Annotated in this window: 17 protein-coding genes; 14 read left to right on the plus strand and 3 right to left on the minus strand. The window is 62.4% G+C overall.

All coding sequences use genetic code 11. The features are described 5' to 3' along the window. Positions 1-73: 73 nt before the first annotated feature. Together mscL and IAQ70_RS00070 are read left to right on the plus strand one after the other, a co-directional pair. Positions 74-463, plus strand: a complete 390-nt coding sequence (gene mscL / locus IAQ70_RS00065; protein WP_190987283.1) for a large conductance mechanosensitive channel protein MscL — start codon at positions 74-76, stop codon at positions 461-463. Positions 464-611: 148 nt separating this feature from the next. Next, the gene (locus IAQ70_RS00070) at positions 612-1,781 is read left to right on the plus strand and encodes a hypothetical protein (protein WP_190987284.1); all 1,170 of its coding nucleotides are present in this window, start codon (positions 612-614) and stop codon (positions 1,779-1,781) included. Here the strand turns inward: IAQ70_RS00070 and glmM are convergent. Further along, on the minus strand, positions 1,771-3,132 hold the full coding sequence (glmM, locus tag IAQ70_RS00075; RefSeq protein WP_190987285.1) for a phosphoglucosamine mutase: 1,362 nt from the start codon (positions 3,130-3,132) through the stop codon (positions 1,771-1,773). The genes IAQ70_RS00070 and glmM overlap by 11 nt on opposite strands. Before the next feature lie 196 nt (positions 3,133-3,328). Between glmM and IAQ70_RS00080 the strand changes: the two genes are divergently transcribed. From IAQ70_RS00080 to IAQ70_RS00090, 3 genes are read left to right on the plus strand one after another with little or no spacing between them, the layout of a single operon-like run. Beyond that, positions 3,329-4,573, plus strand: coding sequence for a bifunctional glycosyltransferase family 2/GtrA family protein (locus tag IAQ70_RS00080; protein ID WP_190987286.1), 1,245 nt, complete (start codon positions 3,329-3,331; stop codon positions 4,571-4,573). Continuing rightward, positions 4,570-6,474, plus strand: coding sequence for an ArnT family glycosyltransferase (locus IAQ70_RS00085; RefSeq protein ID WP_317983539.1), 1,905 nt, complete (start codon positions 4,570-4,572; stop codon positions 6,472-6,474). Before IAQ70_RS00080 ends, IAQ70_RS00085 begins: the two co-directional genes overlap by 4 nt. Then, positions 6,446-8,389 carry an ArnT family glycosyltransferase gene (locus IAQ70_RS00090; RefSeq protein WP_190987287.1) on the plus strand — a complete coding sequence of 648 codons (1,944 nt, stop codon included), beginning with the start codon at positions 6,446-6,448 and terminating at the stop codon, positions 8,387-8,389. Before IAQ70_RS00085 ends, IAQ70_RS00090 begins: the two co-directional genes overlap by 29 nt. A 57-nt stretch (positions 8,390-8,446) precedes the next feature. On the opposite strand, the gene rpsI is transcribed toward IAQ70_RS00090, so the two are convergent. Both rpsI and rplM read right to left on the minus strand, forming a co-directional pair. Beyond that, entirely contained in the window at positions 8,447-8,953 is a 507-nt protein-coding gene (gene rpsI, locus IAQ70_RS00095; protein ID WP_164205955.1) for a 30S ribosomal protein S9, read from the minus strand. Positions 8,954-8,991: 38 nt separating this feature from the next. Beyond that, positions 8,992-9,435, minus strand: a complete 444-nt coding sequence (gene rplM, locus IAQ70_RS00100) for a 50S ribosomal protein L13 (protein ID WP_058931751.1) — start codon at positions 9,433-9,435, stop codon at positions 8,992-8,994. Positions 9,436-9,731: 296 nt separating this feature from the next. On the opposite strand from rplM, the gene IAQ70_RS00105 reads away from it, so the two are divergent. From IAQ70_RS00105 to IAQ70_RS00145, 9 genes are all read left to right on the plus strand, one after another. Further along, positions 9,732-10,397 carry a prepilin peptidase gene (locus tag IAQ70_RS00105; protein ID WP_190987288.1) on the plus strand — a complete coding sequence of 222 codons (666 nt, stop codon included), beginning with the start codon at positions 9,732-9,734 and terminating at the stop codon, positions 10,395-10,397. A gap of 277 nt (positions 10,398-10,674) precedes the next feature. Beyond that, entirely contained in the window at positions 10,675-10,875 is a 201-nt protein-coding gene (locus tag IAQ70_RS00110; RefSeq protein ID WP_190987289.1) for a Flp family type IVb pilin, read from the plus strand. 36 nt (positions 10,876-10,911) lie between these two features. Further along, positions 10,912-11,103, plus strand: coding sequence for a Flp family type IVb pilin (locus IAQ70_RS00115; RefSeq protein ID WP_190987667.1), 192 nt, complete (start codon positions 10,912-10,914; stop codon positions 11,101-11,103). An 81-nt stretch (positions 11,104-11,184) separates the two neighbouring features. Further along, positions 11,185-11,598: a TadE/TadG family type IV pilus assembly protein gene (locus tag IAQ70_RS00120; RefSeq protein WP_190987290.1), complete on the plus strand. Its 414-nt coding sequence runs from the start codon at positions 11,185-11,187 to the stop codon at positions 11,596-11,598. After that, a complete protein-coding gene (locus IAQ70_RS00125; protein WP_190987291.1) occupies positions 11,586-12,560 on the plus strand; it encodes a pilus assembly protein TadG-related protein in 975 nt (324 codons plus the stop codon). Before IAQ70_RS00120 ends, IAQ70_RS00125 begins: the two co-directional genes overlap by 13 nt. A 22-nt stretch (positions 12,561-12,582) precedes the next feature. Further along, on the plus strand, positions 12,583-13,380 hold the full coding sequence (gene cpaB / locus IAQ70_RS00130; protein ID WP_190987292.1) for a Flp pilus assembly protein CpaB: 798 nt from the start codon (positions 12,583-12,585) through the stop codon (positions 13,378-13,380). Continuing rightward, positions 13,377-14,579: an AAA family ATPase gene (locus IAQ70_RS00135; RefSeq protein WP_190987293.1), complete on the plus strand. Its 1,203-nt coding sequence runs from the start codon at positions 13,377-13,379 to the stop codon at positions 14,577-14,579. Before cpaB ends, IAQ70_RS00135 begins: the two co-directional genes overlap by 4 nt. After that, on the plus strand, positions 14,576-16,033 hold the full coding sequence (locus tag IAQ70_RS00140; RefSeq protein WP_407682550.1) for a CpaF family protein: 1,458 nt from the start codon (positions 14,576-14,578) through the stop codon (positions 16,031-16,033). The genes IAQ70_RS00135 and IAQ70_RS00140 overlap by 4 nt, the downstream gene beginning before the upstream one ends. Next, positions 16,033-16,989 (plus strand): type II secretion system F family protein, encoded by a 957-nt coding sequence (locus IAQ70_RS00145; protein ID WP_190987294.1) that lies wholly within the window; start codon positions 16,033-16,035, stop codon positions 16,987-16,989. The genes IAQ70_RS00140 and IAQ70_RS00145 overlap by 1 nt, the downstream gene beginning before the upstream one ends. Positions 16,990-16,993 lie beyond the last annotated feature (4 nt).

The raw sequence follows: 16,993 nt of genomic DNA on the forward strand, positions 1-16,993 counted from the left end.
TAGTTCCCGACACGCGGCCAAAATTTACGGGCCGGTCATGCGACGCTCGCCTGCGTGCGCTAGCTTTGGTCCTATGTTGACAGGATTCAAGAATTTCATCATGAAGGGCAACGTCGTAGACCTTGCCGTCGCCGTCGTGATGGGTGCCGCTTTCGGCGCCGTCGTGACCTCAATTGTCGAGGGCCTGCTCACACCGCTGATCGGCCGTCTGTTCAGTGCCAAGGGCATTGCAGAAATGCAGTGGGAGGGATTCATGTATGGATCCGTCATCTCCTCCATCATTTCCTTCCTGCTGGTGGCCGCCGCCATCTACTTCATTGTCATTGTCCCGATGAACCACATGATCGAACGCCGCAACCGCCGGCTCGGGATCGACCCGGACGTCAAGGAAGAATCCGCCGAAGACCCGCAGATCGCCCTGCTCACCGAGATCCGCGATTCGCTGCAAAACCGGTCCCGCTAGGCACGCCCAGGCACCAACCAACTGTGGCCCGCTTCCTGACGGAGGCGGGCCACAGTTGCTTGTCGGAGCTATCGTCGCTGCCGCGGTGCATCGACAACAGACTCTCCGTTCGATTGACACGGCAGCCTTCCCATCGAATGATTGCGCAATGGGGGAATCCAAAATTCTGCAAAACGTAAACATGAGACCGCTGACGCATCGCCCTCCCATGGCCGTTATCTGGATTATGGGGCTTCTTGCCATTGCAGGCCGTCTGGCATTGTTTCCATACGTCAGCGAAGATTCCATGATTTTCCTTTTGCCGTGGATGCAGGAATTCCGCGACCACGGGGCCGCCGCTTTGGGCGGGGAGTTTTCCAACTATAATTTTCCCTATTTATTCTTGATGTTCCTCGGAAGTCTGCTGCCCGTGGAACCGCTATTCGCAATCAAACTTATCTCTATGGCGGGAGATTTCCTGCTTGCCTACGCCGTCGCGGCGGTCGTGGCTCAACTGCCGTCCACAAGGCTGGCGCCCGAAACGGCAGCACTGACCGCACTCTTCCTGCCCACGGTGCTCATGAACGCCAGCATGTGGGGGCAATGCGATTCCATCTACACTTCTTTTCTGCTTCTTGCCCTCAGGAGTGTGGTGCGGAATGATGCCCGCGGCGCCTGGCTGTGGTGGGCGGCCGCGCTGTCGTTCAAGCTCCAAGCAGTGTTCTTTCTGCCGGCGTTGGTGCCCATCGCTCTGCGAAACCGCCACAGCCTCGGGCTGCCCGCCATCGCGGGCTGTCTGTGGGCGTTACTCAGCGTTCCACCGGTGCTGCTCGGTCGCTCGTTGATCAGCACACTAAGTGTCTATTTTCATCAGACCCAGGAGTATCGCCTGGTTGCCGGCGCCGCGAACGTCTACGCGTGGGTTCCGAACGCAACCGCAGACCAAGGCAGATTTCCGGCAATCCTTGTTTGTGGTGCTGTGCTATTACTGACCGCGGCAGTGTATTGGCGGGGACCCGATTCGACAGAACGCCGCGTGTTGTTCACGATCACTGTGGTGGCAATCTGCCCGCTTCTACTTCCACAAATGCATGATCGCTACTTTTTTGTTGCCGAAGTGATGTCCCTGCTTCTCCTTCGACACAGCCGGCTGTTCCTTGTGCCATGGCTCTTCGCTGCAACGGGACTCGCTGTGTACGTTCTATATTTCGTGAGCAACCAGTACGCGTGGCCGTTGATGCTGGCGTCAACCGTCCAGTGTTTCGCCGTCGGAATGCTTTGGCACAGACTCTGGCGTACGCAGGATCAGCTGTCGCTGGACACCGCCGCTACTCGGTGACGAGCTCGAGCGCGAGCTCAGTGCGGACCACCTGTGCAAGCCGCTCGGCGATGGACTGGGCCGTGGCTTCGTCCCCCGCTTCCACCATCACGCGGACTACGGGCTCTGTGCCTGACGGCCGGAGCAGGACGCGTCCTGTGTCGCCGAGCCCCGCTTCAGCCACGGCCACAGCCTGCTGCAGGACGTCCGAGCTGCCCACGCGGCTGCGGTCAACGCCCTTGACGTTGATGAGGACCTGAGGGAGCTTGGTCATCACAGCGGCCAGTTCCTTGAGGGTTTTGCCTGTCAGCGCGATCTGGGCCGCGAGCTGCAGGCCGGTGAGGACGCCGTCGCCGGTGGTGGCATAGTCGGAGAAGATGACGTGTCCGGACTGTTCGCCGCCGAGGTTGTAGCCGCCGTCGCGCATGCCCTCCAGGACGTAGCGGTCCCCCACTGCCGTCTCGCGGATACTGATGCCGGCTTCGCGGAGTGCAATCTTGAGGCCCAGGTTGCTCATGACGGTGGCCACCAGGACGTCGTCGATCAGCTTGCCCGAGTCCTTGAGGGCAACGGCCAGGATCGCCATGATCTGGTCGCCGTCCACTTCGTTGCCTTCGTGGTCCACGGCCAGGCAGCGGTCGGCGTCGCCGTCGTGGGCGACGCCCAGGTCCGCGCCGTGCTCCAGGACTGCGGCCTTGAGCTGCCCCAGGTGCGTGGAACCGACGCCGTCGTTGATGTTGTGGCCGTCCGGGTCCGCGCCGATGACTACGACGTCGGCGCCGGCGTCCTTGAAGACCTGCGGTGAGCAGCCGCTGGCTGCCCCGTGGGCGCAGTCAAGCACCACCTTGAGACCGTCCAGGCGGTGCGGCAGCGTGCCCAGCAAGTGCACGACGTAGCGGTCCTCGGCGTCGGAGAAGCGCTGGATGCGTCCCACCTCGGCGCCGACGGGACGGGTGGGCTCCTTGCTCATCTGCTGCTCGATGGCGTCCTCGACCTCGTCGGGGAGCTTCTGGCCACCGCGGGCGAAGAACTTGATTCCGTTATCGGGGGCCGGGTTATGCGACGCGGAGATCATCACACCGAAGTCGGCGTCGAGATCGGCCACCAAGTAAGCGGCGGCCGGCGTTGGGAGGACACCCGCGTCGTAGACGTCAATACCAGAGCTGGAGAGCCCGGCCTCGACGGCGGCGGCAATGAACTCGCCGCTCGCGCGGGGGTCGCGCGCCACCACGGCGCGGGGCCGGTTGCCGGTGGTGTTGCGGTCGTGCCCGAGCACCACGGCGGCTGCCTGGGCGAGCTGCATGGCGAGCTCCGCCGTCAACAGGCCGTTAGCCAGGCCCCGGACTCCATCTGTTCCAAATAATCTAGACATCGGGGTCAAGTCTAGGCGATGACGGCGCCAAGACACCCCGGCCTGCAACGTCTAGAGCCGCGTACCTACCGTTTTGCGCCGAGTACCTGCCCGCGAAACATGCCGATGACGGGGACTACTTGGCTTTTTTCAGTCGGTACCTGTCTTTGACGGAAAGCCTCGCTATCGGTCTTCAGCCGAACCTACTATTCGATGCATGACACCTAGCTATGGGGGCTTGGCGCTCGAAATTGTAGTACCGGTTTTCAATGAGGAAGCCGTGCTCGAAGACAGCATCTCAAGGCTCGCCGAATACCTGACGCATGAAATGCCTTCGACGTGGAAAATAACCATCGCCGACAACGCAAGCACCGATAACACTCCGGTGATCGCGGCTCGACTCAGCCAGCAATTGCCGAACGTTGAGTATCGCCGTCTGGAAGTAAAAGGACGCGGACTGGCTCTTCGGGACGCCTGGAGCTCCTCCGAAGCAAAAGTGCTGGCCTACCTGGATGTGGACCTTTCCACGGACCTTGCTGCCCTCCCGCCGTTGGTAGCACCTCTGCTGTCCGGGCATTCTGATATTTCCATCGGCACTCGCCTCGGCCATTGTTCACGAGTCAGCCGCGGACCAAAAAGGGAATTCATTTCGCGTTCCTACAATTTCCTTCTGCGCCGCACAATGCAGGTGCGCTTCTCGGATGCCCAGTGCGGGTTCAAGGCAATCCGCGCCGATGTTGCCCGCCGATTGCTTCCCCACGTTGAAGACAACGGATGGTTCTTTGATACAGAACTGCTCATCATTGCTGAACGGTCGGGGCTTCGCATCCACGAAATTCCGGTTGACTGGATCGATGATCCGGACAGCAGCGTAAACATCAAGCAAACAGCCATGGACGACCTCCGGGGTATGGTCCGGGTGGCCGGTTCGCTGGTGAAGGGCTCTATTCCGGTTCAAGCCATATATGCGGAGCTGGGGCGTCGGCCGATCGTGCCGCCCGGCCGGCCAAGCTTCTTCGGCCAGGTCATCAGGTTCGGGCTCGTTGGGGCCGTATCCACCCTCGCTTTTGCCATGCTCTACCTCGTGTTGCAGGGACCCTTCGGCGCCCAAGAGGCCAACTTCCTGGCGCTTCTGCTGACAGCCGTCGGAAACACAGCAGCCAACCGGCGGTTCACCTTTGGTATCAGCGGCCCCGCGAAGCTGTTCACCCAGCAGATCCAAGGCCTGGTCGTCTTCGTGTTGGCGTGGACCATCACGTCGTCGTCCTTGCTGATGCTGCACGCCGTGAATTTGGACGCCAGCCCCAGCGCGGAGCTGTTGACACTGACAGGCGCTAACGTTTTCGCCACGTTGTTGCGGTTTGTCCTCCTCCGGCTCTGGGTCTTCCGTGAACGGCGGAACTACTCACGTGGCGGCGTTCTGGTTACCGCGGCCCTGGCATCGGCCGGTCGCGTCGCGTGAACCGGCAACTGCTCGAGGACGCCGCGCCGGCGGTAACCGTGGGGAACTTCTGGCGCGGCCCGTCACGGGACGACGCCTGGGAGCGGCCAGCTCTCCTGTGCCTGCTGGCGGCTGCGGCCGCACTCTACCTTTGGGGCCTGGACGCCAACGGCTGGGCGAATCCCTACTATTCAGCTGCTGCCCAGGCCGGCGCCAACGACTGGAAGGCTTTCTTTTTCGGCGCCTTTGAGTGGGGCAACCTCATCACGGTGGACAAGACGCCGCTGAGCCTCTGGGTTATGTCCCTTTCGGTACGCGTCTTTGGCCTGAGCAGCTGGAGCATCCTGGTTCCCCAGGCGCTGATGGGAGTGGCCACCACCTATCTGATCCACCGCGTTCTCCGGCGCGGGTTTGGTCCGCGCACGGCCCTGTTTGGCGCCGCCCTGTATGCCACCACCCCGGTGGTGGTGCTGATGTCCCGGTTCAACAACCCTGAACCGCTGATGGGGCTCCTGACGGTGGCCTCCGTTTTGGTGGCGCTCAAGGCCATGGAATCCGGCAGGCTCAGGAGCTTCGCGCTGGCCGGCTTCCTCCTGGGACTGGGATTTATGGCCAAGCAGGTCCAGGCCTTGCTGGTGCTGCCTGCCCTCGGCGTGGCAGTGCTTGCTTTCGGCCACGGCCCCTTCACGCACCGCATCCGTCAGCTGTTGGTCGCCGGCGGAACACTGCTGGCCACGTCCGCAGCATGGCTCGTCACCGTGGACCTCATTCCCGCCGCCCAACGGCCATATATTGGCGGCTCGCTGAACAACAGCGCCGTGGAACTGACCCTGGACTACAACGGCCTTGCCCGCTTCATCCACATCCCGATGACCGCCGAGGGCGGGCGGGCAACAACGGCCCAGGACGACGTCTCGGTCGGCGGAGACGGGCTCCGACGGCTCTTGAACGGAAACTTTGCCCCGGAAATCGGCTGGCTGCTCTTTACCGGCGTGGCCTGCTGCGTGGTCATTCTGGTCCTGAACCGGTCCCTGGATCTCACCGCCAGGCAACGCAACACAGCCGCCATCGCCTGCCTGTGGTTCACATCCGTGCTGGTGGTCCTCGCATCCATGGGCACCATGATCCACACCTACTACACCTACTCCCTGGCCGCGCCGCTCGCCCTGGTGGTGGCCATTGGGCTGTCGTCGTTGTGGAAGCAACGCCATCGGATGGTTGTTCGTGCCCTCGGAGCAGTCCTCATCGGCTCCTCGGCCTACATGGCCCTCCGGGTGATGGAATACAGCCAGGAATGGCCGCTCTGGGCGCGGCTGCTGGTGGGCTTGGCTGGAATCAGCGGAAGTCTGCTGTGGCTCAGTCCGCGGTTCAGCGCCCGCATTCCAAGAACCAGCGCCGTGGTGCTGCTGGGCTGCCTCCTGCTCGGGCCGATGGGCACTGCCCTGTTCACCATCGGCACCCCGCAGCAAGGCACGAATCCCCAGTCAGGGCCCGTCGGCGACGATCCGGCTTCCATGTCCCGCCTGCTGCTGTCCGTCAAAGCAGGCCAGCCTCCGTGGGCGCAGCAGATCGCCCTTGGCGCACCGCCGTCGCACTCTGTTCTTGACCTTCTCAGGAACCACTCCTCAGGCCAGCAGTGGGCGGCTGCTACCTACTCTGCCCAGAACGCCGCCCGCTATCAGCTCGAATCCGGACGGCCCGTCATCCCGCTGGGCGGCTGGCTGGGGACTGACCCCGCGCCCACCTTGGAGCAGTTCCAGGGGCTGGTGGCGCAGCACCGGGTCGGCTATTTTATTTGGCAGCAGGACTTGCTTGAGCGAGGGGAACTCAGTGCAGAAACCCGGGGGATCACTGATTGGGTCCGCAGCAACTTCACGGAGCAGGTGGTCGACGGTGTCCGCCTCTACGATCTCCGGGGCTAGGCGAGGCAAGACCTCTCCGCCGCAGACTACGGTAGCCGAAAGGGGCGGCGCCCCCGGGGTCCTGCTGTGGCGCGGCCGCCCTCAGGACCCGGTGTGGGAGCGCCCTGCCCTGCTGGCAATCCTGGCAGCCAATGCCCTCCTCTATGGCTGGAACCTCGGCATCAACGGCTGGGCCAACTCCTTCTACAGCGCAGCCGTCCAGGCCGGCACCATGGACGCCAAGGCGTTCTTCTTCGGGTCATCGGACTGGGGCAATTCCATCACCGTCGACAAGCCGCCCCTGAGCCTGTGGGTGATGGGCCTGTCCGTCCGGATCTTCGGCTTCAACCCTGTCGCCATGCTGCTCCCGCAGGTGGTTATGGGGGTGGGGACCACGCTCCTGGTGTACGTGATCCTGCGGCGGTATGTTTCCGCGGCCGGCGCCCTGTTTGGCGCGGCTGTCTTCTTCACAACCCCGATCGTCACGCTGATGTCCCGGTACAACAATCCGGACCCGCTGATGCTGCTGCTGATGGTGGCGGCACTCTGGTTCGTGCTCCGGAGCATCGAAACCGGGCACGGGCGCTTCTTCATAGCGGCCGGGGCGCTGCTTGGGCTGGCGTTTATGACCAAGCAGATGCAGGGTGTGCTGAATGTCCCCGCCATCGGCCTGGCCTTCATCTTGTTCAGCCCGCAGGGCTGGGCCAAGCGGCTGGGCACGGCCGCGGCCGGCCTGGGCGCCTTGGTGGTCACGGGCGGCCTGTGGATGACCATCGTGGACCTGGTTCCGGCCGGCCAGCGGCCCTACGTGGGCGGATCGGCGTCCAACAGCGTCCTGGAGCTGACACTGGCCTACAACGGCGTGGAGCGGATCGTCGGCAGCAAGGCAATCCCGGAGGCCATGCAGGTTCCCATCCAGTTCCGCCCGGTTGACAGCGACGCAGGAATTCTCAGGCTGCTGAACGCCAACTACAACCAGGAAGCCTCCTGGCTCCTGTTCCCCGCAATTCTGGCCGCGATTGCCCTCCTCATCACGCTGGGCAAAGGACGCAAAGCTTCCGGTGCGCGTGCCTTGATTTTGGTGTCAGGGTTCTGGCTGCTGACAGCGTTCCTCCTGCTGAGTTTTATGGGCAACCAGATCCATACGTACTACACCGCAGCCCTGGCGCCGCCGCTGGCACTTGTCCTGGGAATCACCCTCGACATCCTGATCACCAACCGAAAATCGTGGTTGATTCGCGCCGGCGGAGCTGTGATCGCCCTGGCAGCGTTGCTGTCCTCCACGCTGATCCTCAGTGGAACGTCCGAGTGGCCGGCATGGCTGCCCGGGGTCCTCACCGGCGCCGGCATACTTGCGCTCTCGTCACTGGCCATCAGGCCCCCGAACCCCACATTTGAAGCGGCGGCCGCCGGAGTACTGGCTGCGGTCCTTCTGTGCGGCCCGGTTGTCACCTCTGTCCACAACGTCGCCACCGGCTTCAGCGGATCCAATCCCCTGTCCGGCGTTCTCTCCAAGAACCCGTCCGGGATCAGCCACCTCCTGGCATCGCTGCGCAACAATGAACTGGTCTGGGGCCATGACATAGCTTTCGGCCGGGCGCCTGATCCTGAGGTGGTTGAGGCCCTGGCGGGCACCAAGGGCTGCACCTGGTCTGCGGCCAGCTACGCCAGCCAAACCGCCGCACGGCTTCAGTTAGCGTCCGGGCGTCCCGTGATGCCCCTCGGCGGTTTCGCCGGCAGCGACCCGTCCCCGACGCTTGACGATTTCAAGGCCAAAGTGGCTGCCGGGGACATCTGCTACTTCGTTGAGCAGGAGGCGTTCCTCGCAGTCCAGGCGACCGAATCTGCCTCAACCTCCGTTTCCGCCTGGGTGCAGGCCAACTACAACGCCGAAAAACTCGGTGGCACCACCGTGTACCGGCTCACGACGGACTAGTCGGAACGACAGAAGCCCGCCCCGCCAACGGCGGGACGGGCTTCTGTGCAAGCGGATTTAGCGCTTGGAGTACTGCTGAGCCTTACGGGCCTTCTTGAGACCGGCCTTCTTACGCTCGATGATGCGGGCGTCGCGACGCAGGTAGCCGGCCTTCTTGAGCGTGGCGCGGTTGTTGTCGACATCGATCTCGTTCAGTGAACGTGCGATGCCGAGGCGCAGTGCGCCGGCCTGGCCGGAGATGCCGCCACCGTGGATGCGGGCGATAACGTCGTAAGCGCCTTCGAGATCAAGGATCTTGAAGGGCTCGTTGACGTCCTGCTGGTGCAGCTTGTTCGGGAAGTAATTGTCCAGCGCGCGGCCGTTGATGGTCCACTTGCCGGAGCCCGGTACAACGCGGACGCGGGCAACAGCTTCCTTGCGGCGGCCAACGGCTGCACCGGCGACGGTCAGGGCCGGGCGCTCCTTCTTCGGCGCAGCAGCCTCGGCTGCCCCGCTTTCAGAGGTGTAGCTGGTCAGGGTTTCCTCAGCCTCAACGGCTTCGGTGGTCTCTTCGTTCTGAGCCACGATTCTCCTTGTATAGATAAGTTGTTTGGTGGCCAGGACTACTGGGCGACCTGGGAAATTTCGAAAGTCTTGGGCTGCTGGGCGGCGTGGGGGTGCTCTGCACCGCGGTACACCTTCAGCTTGCCCAGCTGCTGTGCAGCGAGGGAGTTCTTGGGGAGCATGCCCTTGATGGCCTTCTCAACGGCGCGGACCGGGTTGGACTCCAGGAGTTCCGCGTAGTTGACGGAGGTCAGGCCGCCCGGGTAGCCGGAGTGGCGGTATGCGCGCTTCTGCTCCAGCTTGGCGCCGGTGAGGGCTACCTTTTCAGCGTTGATGATGATGACGAAGTCGCCCATGTCCATGTGGGACGCAAAGGTGGCCTTGTGCTTGCCGCGCAGCAGGATTGCGGTCTGGCTAGCAAGACGACCAAGGACAACGTCTGTGGCGTCAATGACGTGCCACTGGCGGTTGATATCGCCGGGCTTCGGGGTGTACGTACGCACGGTTTTTGCCTCGTTCTTGTTCTGGCGTTCTTGTTTAGGTGTCACTCAAACGTGTGCACCTACTATCTATGCGCTACCGGAACAGAGGTGAGGGCTCTATGTAACCAGTCATCCAGAGGTCTCGAATGTGCTCGTTGAGTAGCTATCCTGCAACCGGATCCTCAAGCGGGCACGCATCATCGAGAAAGGACACGCACAACGACTACCAATGTTAGCTTGAACCGGGCCTCAGGGTCAAAATGGGTGAGCCGGACAGTCTTCGCCGCCCGCCGGCCTGACGCATGCAGGGGGATTCAATGACTTCACTGGGCTACGCCGGTTCGACGGTGCCGCTTTTTGTGACCGGGCTGGGACTCCTGGGGCTCCTCGTTTCACCTGTCGCTGAAATGCTCATCGCCAAGCTCCTCCCGCGCATCGGCCAACTGCCCTCCACGCGTGTCCGGATGACGACGGCGTTGATCACCGGCCTGCTCTGCGCGGGCTTCGCTTTCCGCTTCGGAGCCGATCCAGGGCTGCCGGCGTTCGTACTGCTTGCTGTTCTTGGCGTGCAGCTAGCCCGAATTGATGTTTCGCTGCATTTGCTCCCGAACCCGCTAGTTCTTTCCCTCTTAGTAAGCGGGCTCATCTTTCTCTTTGCCGCAGCAATTGGCGGACAGCAATGGACCAGCCTGCTTCGAGCATTCGCCGGCGCGGCAATCCTCTTCGTCATTTACCTGGTTCTGGCCATTATTTCGCCCCGGGGCATGGGAATGGGCGACGTCAAGTTCGCGGCTCCAATTGGCCTTTACTTAGGGTACTTGGGTTGGAGTCAACTTCTTTATGGCGGTCTCCTGGGATTCATCCTCAACGGAATCGTCACCCTGCTGGCGGTACGTCAAAACCACTCAGAACGTGCCTCCGAAGTGCCCCACGGGCCGTCCATGCTTATTGCCACGGCGGGTGTGGCACTCTTTTTGGCCTAGCCCACGGCACACGTTGGTTATTGCAGGCCATGAGTGGTGCCGCTGCGTCCAAGTAGTGACGTGCGTACCTACAGTTCGGATCCGAGTACTCCCGTTTGGGTTTCGAGTACGTCCTTGAGATGACGTAGAAAAAGTCGAGTACCTCTACGCATTGTTGCAGTCACCCCCAAATGACAATCTCTTCTTAGCGAAGTCCAGCCGCTAAGGAAATATGGGGGCAGCTGGAAATTCGTTGAAAGTATCCAAATCAATTTCATCGAATATAAAGGAACATAAAATGACTTCTCTTATGGTCTCAATGATGGCTTTTGTTGCCGGCGTCAAGGATCGCTTCTCTTCTGAAAAGGGTGCAACTGCCACGGAGTACTCGCTCCTGGTGGGTCTCATCGCGCTGGTCCTGGTGGTCGGTGTCGGCTTCTTCGGCAGCAAGCTGAACGTCTGGTTCAGCACCCTCGGCGGCACAGTCGCCGGCTGGTAACCCACTTCGCGAATAGAGGATAACAACGTGAAGAGCATGCTAATAGCCATCCGAAGCCTCGAAGCCTGGCTGCAGACGGATTTCAAGTCCCAGAAGGGCGCGACGGCCACGGAGTACTCACTGCTCGTCGGACTCATCGCGCTGGTCCTGGTGGTCGGTGTCGGCTTCTTCGGCAGCTCACTGAACACCTGGTTCAGCACCCTGGGTACGACCGTAGGCGGCTGGTAACACAGCTTCATCCGGTGTGCCGCGCTGCCACAGCGCGGCACACCGACCCTTTTCCACGCTGCAATTGTCCAGGGGGACCCTTTGAAACGCAGCCGTAAAACCACAAAGAACGGCGAACGCGGTGCCGTGGCGGTTGAGTTCGCACTGGTCGCTCCGATCCTCCTGGCGTTGGTCATGGGCATCGTCGAATTTTCGAACTACTACAACATGCAGATCTCGGTGAGCCAAGCGGCGCGCGAAGGTGCGCGGACCATGGCCATCAAAAACGACCAGGCCCTGGCGAAGGCTGCAGCCATATCGGGGGCACCAGGGATTGCCGGCGCCGGCTTCAGCGTTTCCGCGGCGAATCCCACGCCCTTCGCCTTTTCAACAGCCTCGTGTACTGCGGGCGCAACTATGAAGGTCACCATCACGTACCAGGGAACCGCCTTAACCGGGCTATTCGGCAGCAGTTTCAAGGTCAAAGGCGAGGGGGCAATGCAATGTGGCGGCTAAACCGGAAACGAGTTCGGCCGGCTGATTCAGCCGAAAGAGGAGCCGCCGGGATTACGGTCGCGGTGATGATGCTGGTGCTCATTGGTGCCGGCGCGTTGGCCGTTGACACGGGCCAGATTTACGCCGAACGCGCGCAGTTGCAGAACGGGGCCGACGCCGGGGCACTCGCGGTGGCGAAAAGTTGCAAGCCCGGCCCCTGCACGCCTTCACTCGCCGGTCCCCTGGCCAACGCCAATTCCGGGGACGGCGCAAGCGACGCCACCGTCAACCTCAGCGTTGCCGGCCAGGTGACCGTTACCACATCCACTCGCAACGGCACGTCGGCTTTCCTGTCGAAGATGTTTGCCAGCGCCCTCACGAACGCGGGTCCTGTCCGGGTCGGAGCCACGGCAACGGCGGCCTGGGGGGCGCCGGGGTCCGGGCCGGCCGCGCTTCCACTCACCTTCGCGGCCTGCCAGTTCGATACAACCGGCGCCGTCCACACCATCCACACGCACGGAAGTGAAACCTGCGTAAGCGACAGCCCGTCCGGCGCTGTCATACCAGGCGGATTTGAATGGCTAAAGCCAGATGAGGGGCAATGCCGGTCGACGGTGTATCCCGATGATCCGGCCACGGCCGGCCTCGTTGATCCGTATGCCAAGACCGACGCCGGGCTGAACCTGCCCAACGAATGCAAATCTCTTCTGCCCGGCTTGCTGAACACCGTGATCCTGTTTCCGGTGTTCTCCTCAGCCGTAGGCACAGGAAGTAACGCCAAGTACTACATCAAGGGCTACGCAGCCTTCCTGCTCCTGGGATACAGCTTTCCCGGAGCGTCCGGCGGTGACCAAACGGACCTTGGCAGCTCGGACCGCGGGGTGCGGGGGAAGTTCGTTACCTGGGTCGCAGATCCGTCGTTGTACGGAGGCGGCGGCTACTCGGGCGGCGGAGCCACACTTCCGCCACACCTTGTCAAGTAGTTCCAACTAAGGGGAAGAAAAAATGAAAGCACGCCTACTGGGAGGCATCGCCGCATTGGTTGTCGCAATCGTTGGCACAGTCCTTCTATTCACGTACGTCCAGGGCGCGGACCGCCGTGCACTGGCCAACACCGAAACGGAAGACGTTTTGGTCGTCAAACAGGAAGTGCCCGCCGGTACGCCCGCGGGCCAGCTCGGCCAGTATGTCGTCAGCAAGCCTGTTCCCCGTACAGCCGTCGCCGTCGATGCCGTCGCTGACCTGGACGCTCTCGGTTCGAAGGTCACGTCGGTGGCCCTCGTCCCCGGCGAGCAGCTGCTGAACGGCCGGATGGTCGACGCGAACGCGTACCTGGGGCCGGCCCGCGTCGAGGTCCCCGCCGGACTCCAGGAGATCACTGTACGGCTTGGCATCGACCGGGTCGTCGGCGGCCGGGTGCAGGCAGGCGACACAGTGGGTGTGTTTATTTCCCTCGGGAACGCTCCCGCCGTCACGGACGCCGGCGCTCCCGCCACCGGCGGAAACGGCACGCAGCTGACATTCCACAAAGTCCTCGTCACCGCCGTCCAGTTCAGCTCTGGTGCCGCGGCCCAGACCCAGGCCGAGGCAACGCAGACAAGCTCCCAGGGCGCGCTGAACGCGGCAAGCGAAACCAAGCCGACCACCAGCGACTCCTACCTCATCACTTTCGCCAGGAACGCCGTCGATGCTGAAAAGCTGGTGTACGCCGCCGAGTTCGGGAAGATCTACCTCTCGAAGGAGCCGGCAGACGCCACCGAGGGCACCAACGGGGTCGTCAATCAAACCAAGGTGTTCAAATGAGCCGCTTCATTCTTATCTCACCCTCTGCCGACTATGAGCGGAAAGTCAGGGCGTCGATCGCTCCGCTTCGTGGCTCTCTGCAGTTCTACCAGGCTGCCTACTTGCCGGAAACGCCTGACGACATTCTTCGGCAGCAGGCCGGAGAGCCCCCGGAGGTCCTGATCCTGGGGCCTGGCCTGCCACTGGATGAGGCCTTGAAGTTTGCGGCCGTCCTGGATCTTCAATACCCGGAGATCAGCATCGTTCTGGCTGCAGAGGACGACGGCGACACAGCACTGAATGCCATGCGCTCCGGCATCCGGGACATCGTTTCTCCGGACGCCGACGCCGACGCGGTGCGGGCGCTCGTGGAAAGGGCCAGTCTCTCCGCCGCCGGCCGCCGTAGGGGCCTGGCACCGACAGCGTCGGAGGGACCCAACGCGGAGGGTGGCCGGGTCGTTGCGGTTATGTCCCCCAAGGGAGGGGTAGGCAAAACAACGATTGCCAGCAATCTGGCCATAGGCCTTGGTCAGACAGCTCCCATGAGCGTTGTCATCGTTGACCTCGACCTCCAGTTCGGTGACGTCGCCAGCGGCCTGATGCTCGAACCTGAGTTCACGATCACTGACGCCGTAGTAGGTGCGGCCAGCCAGGACGCAATGGTCCTGAAGACCTATCTGTCCGTGCATCCGGGCAGCATCTACGCCCTCTGCGCTCCACGCAACCCCATCGACATGGACAAGATCTCCGGCGAAGACATCAGCCACCTGCTTCGTCAGTTGCGCTCGGAATTCCAGTACGTCGTTGTGGACACGGCACCGGGCCTCGGCGAACATGTCCTGGCTACGCTCGAACAGGCCACGGACGCCGTGTGGGTCTGCGGAATGGACATTCCCAGCATCCGCGGCCTGCGGACCGGATTCCAAATCCTGTCGGAGCTCGATCTGCTGCCTGACAACCGGCACGTCGTGCTGAACATGGCCGACCGCAAGACAGGCCTGACAGTCCAGGATGTGGAGGCAACCATCGGCGCGCCGGTGGATGTCGTTCTCCCCCGCTCGCGGACAGTTCCGTTCTCCACCAACAAGGGTGTCCCCCTGCTGCAGGACGGGAGCCGGGATGGAGTTGCGAAGGGCCTTCGCCAACTTGTCGAGCGATTCAAACCCAACTGGGAAGCACGTCCCCATAAGAAGCTGCATCGAAGGGTGGTAGTGGCGTGAGTCTTTCAAAGCGATTTGCGAAGTTGCGGGTGGACGACGCGGATGCCTTCGACGGCGGTGTCCCCACCGAGCTGGCCCCCACCTCGACGCTGAGCTCGATCCAGCAGCAGGTGCAGGCCGCCGAGCAGGCGTCAGCTCCAATCAGCCTGCCGGTGACCGCCGGCAACGCGAGCGAGGCGCTCTCGGCCCTCAAGGAGCGGGTAAGCCACGCCCTCTATGAGCGTTTGGGCTCCCGGATCACGGACTCGTCCATGGAAGAATCCGAGCTGCATCAGTTTGTGAAGGACGAACTGAAGACAGTGGTGGATGAAGAGCAGGTTCCGCTCTCGACGGGTGAACGGCAGCGCCTGACCCGCGAGATCATTGACGACGTCCTTGGCCATGGTCCCCTGCAGAGGTACCTCGATGACCCCAGCGTTACGGAAATCATGGTCAACCGGGCGGACCAGATCTACGTTGAGCGGCACGGCCAGCTGTTTATGACCGACACCAAGTTCTCCAACGAGGAAGCGCTCCGCAAGGTCATTGAGCGGATCGTCACGCGCATCGGACGGCGGATCGACGAATCCTCGCCCCTGGTCGATGCCCGCCTGTCCGATGGCTCCCGCGTCAATGCCATCATCCCTCCTCTGGCAGTGAACGGGGCGTCGCTGACCATCCGTAAGTTCGCCCGGGAAGCCCTCACAGTCGAGAAACTGATTGGCTTTGGCAGCCTCTCGCCGGAGATGGCTGAACTCCTGAGGGCATGTGTCCTGGCAAAGATGAACATCATCGTTTCCGGCGGCACGGGCACCGGCAAGACCACCATGCTTAATGTTCTGTCGTCCTTCATCCCCGCCTCGGACCGCATCGTGACAATCGAGGACGCCGTCGAACTGCAACTCCAGCAGGACCACGTCGTCAGGTTGGAAAGCCGTCCGGCCAACATCGAGGGCAAAGGAGAGGTCTCAATCCGCGACTTGGTGCGCAACTCACTGCGCATGCGGCCCGATCGAATCGTTGTTGGCGAGGTTCGCGGCGGCGAGTCGCTGGACATGCTCCAAGCCATGAACACTGGCCACGATGGTTCGATTTCCACCGTCCACGCGAACTCGCCTAGGGATGCCGTGGCCCGTCTGGAAACGCTGGTGCTGATGGCTGGCATGGACCTTCCGCTTCGGGCCATCCGCGAACAGATCGCGTCGGCGGTGAACCTGATCGTCCACATTTCCCGTCTCCGGGATGGCTCCCGCAGGGTTACGCACGTCACCGAAGTACAAGGCATGGAAGGCGATATTGTGACCCTTCAGGATGCGTTTGTGTTCGACTACTCGGCCGGCGTTGACGCCAATGGCCGGTTCCTTGGGAAGCCGATACCCACCGGTGTTCGGCCCCGCTTTACCGACAGATTTGTTGAACTGGGGATCCAGGTCTCGCCCGCGGTGTTCGGCGCCCAGCCCGCCAGGAGCCGGTGATGGAGGTTCCAGAAGTTCCGGCCAGCTTCTTTGTCGCTGGAATCCTCTTGGTGTTCACCGCCGTCGTCCTCTTGTTCGCAGTCGTTTTCAAGTCCCGGCACGTCCTACCCGTCTCACGGCGCCGCCCGGATGTGGTGGCGGCGTCCGCGTCGGGATTGACGAGGCTCACTGATTCCGCCGTGGGTGCGATCAACAAACGCCTCAAGGCGCGGAGCGGTTTCGTGGTGGATCGCGAAAAGCTGGAACGGGCAGGCCTGAAGGCTCAGCCCGCCGACTTCCTGCTGATGATGGGCGCGGGGGCGTTCGTCGGCGCGGTGGTTGGGTTCCTGCTCGGCGGGTTCCTGATCGGGATCCTCCTGTTCGCGGCAGTTCCGGTGGGGATGCTGGCGTACCTGTCCGTGCTGACGTCCCGGCGACAAAGCAAGTTTGAAGAGCAACTGCCTGACACCCTCCAGATGCTGACCGGAAGCATGCGCGCCGGGCACAGCCTCCTGCGGGCCATCGATGCATCGGCGCAGGAGTCTGATGCCCCCATGTCCGAGGAGCTCAGCCGGATCATCAATGAGACACGGATCGGGCGGGACCTGGGGGAATCCATGATCGACGTATCCCGCCGTACGGGCAGCGAGGACTTTGCCTGGATTGCCCAAGCCATCGAAATCCACCGGGAAGTGGGCGGAGACCTTGCCGAAGTGTTGGATCACGTCGGCGAAACAATCCGTGACCGCAACCAGATCCACCGGCAGGTGAAGGCACTGAGCGCCGAAGGAAAGATGTCTGCTGGAGTACTCATGGCACTTCCGATTGTGCTCTTCTTCGCGCTGATCCTGATCAACGCCAACTACGCCAAGACGTTCACTGCCACAGGCCCGGGCTTCCTGATGTTGGGCGCGGCCGGCGTGATGCTCACGGCTGGCGGATTCTGGCTCAAAGCCCTCATCAAGCCGAAGTACTAGGAGG

The organism is Pseudarthrobacter sulfonivorans (genome assembly GCF_014712225.1).
GTDB lineage: Bacteria > Actinomycetota > Actinomycetes > Actinomycetales > Micrococcaceae > Arthrobacter > Arthrobacter sulfonivorans.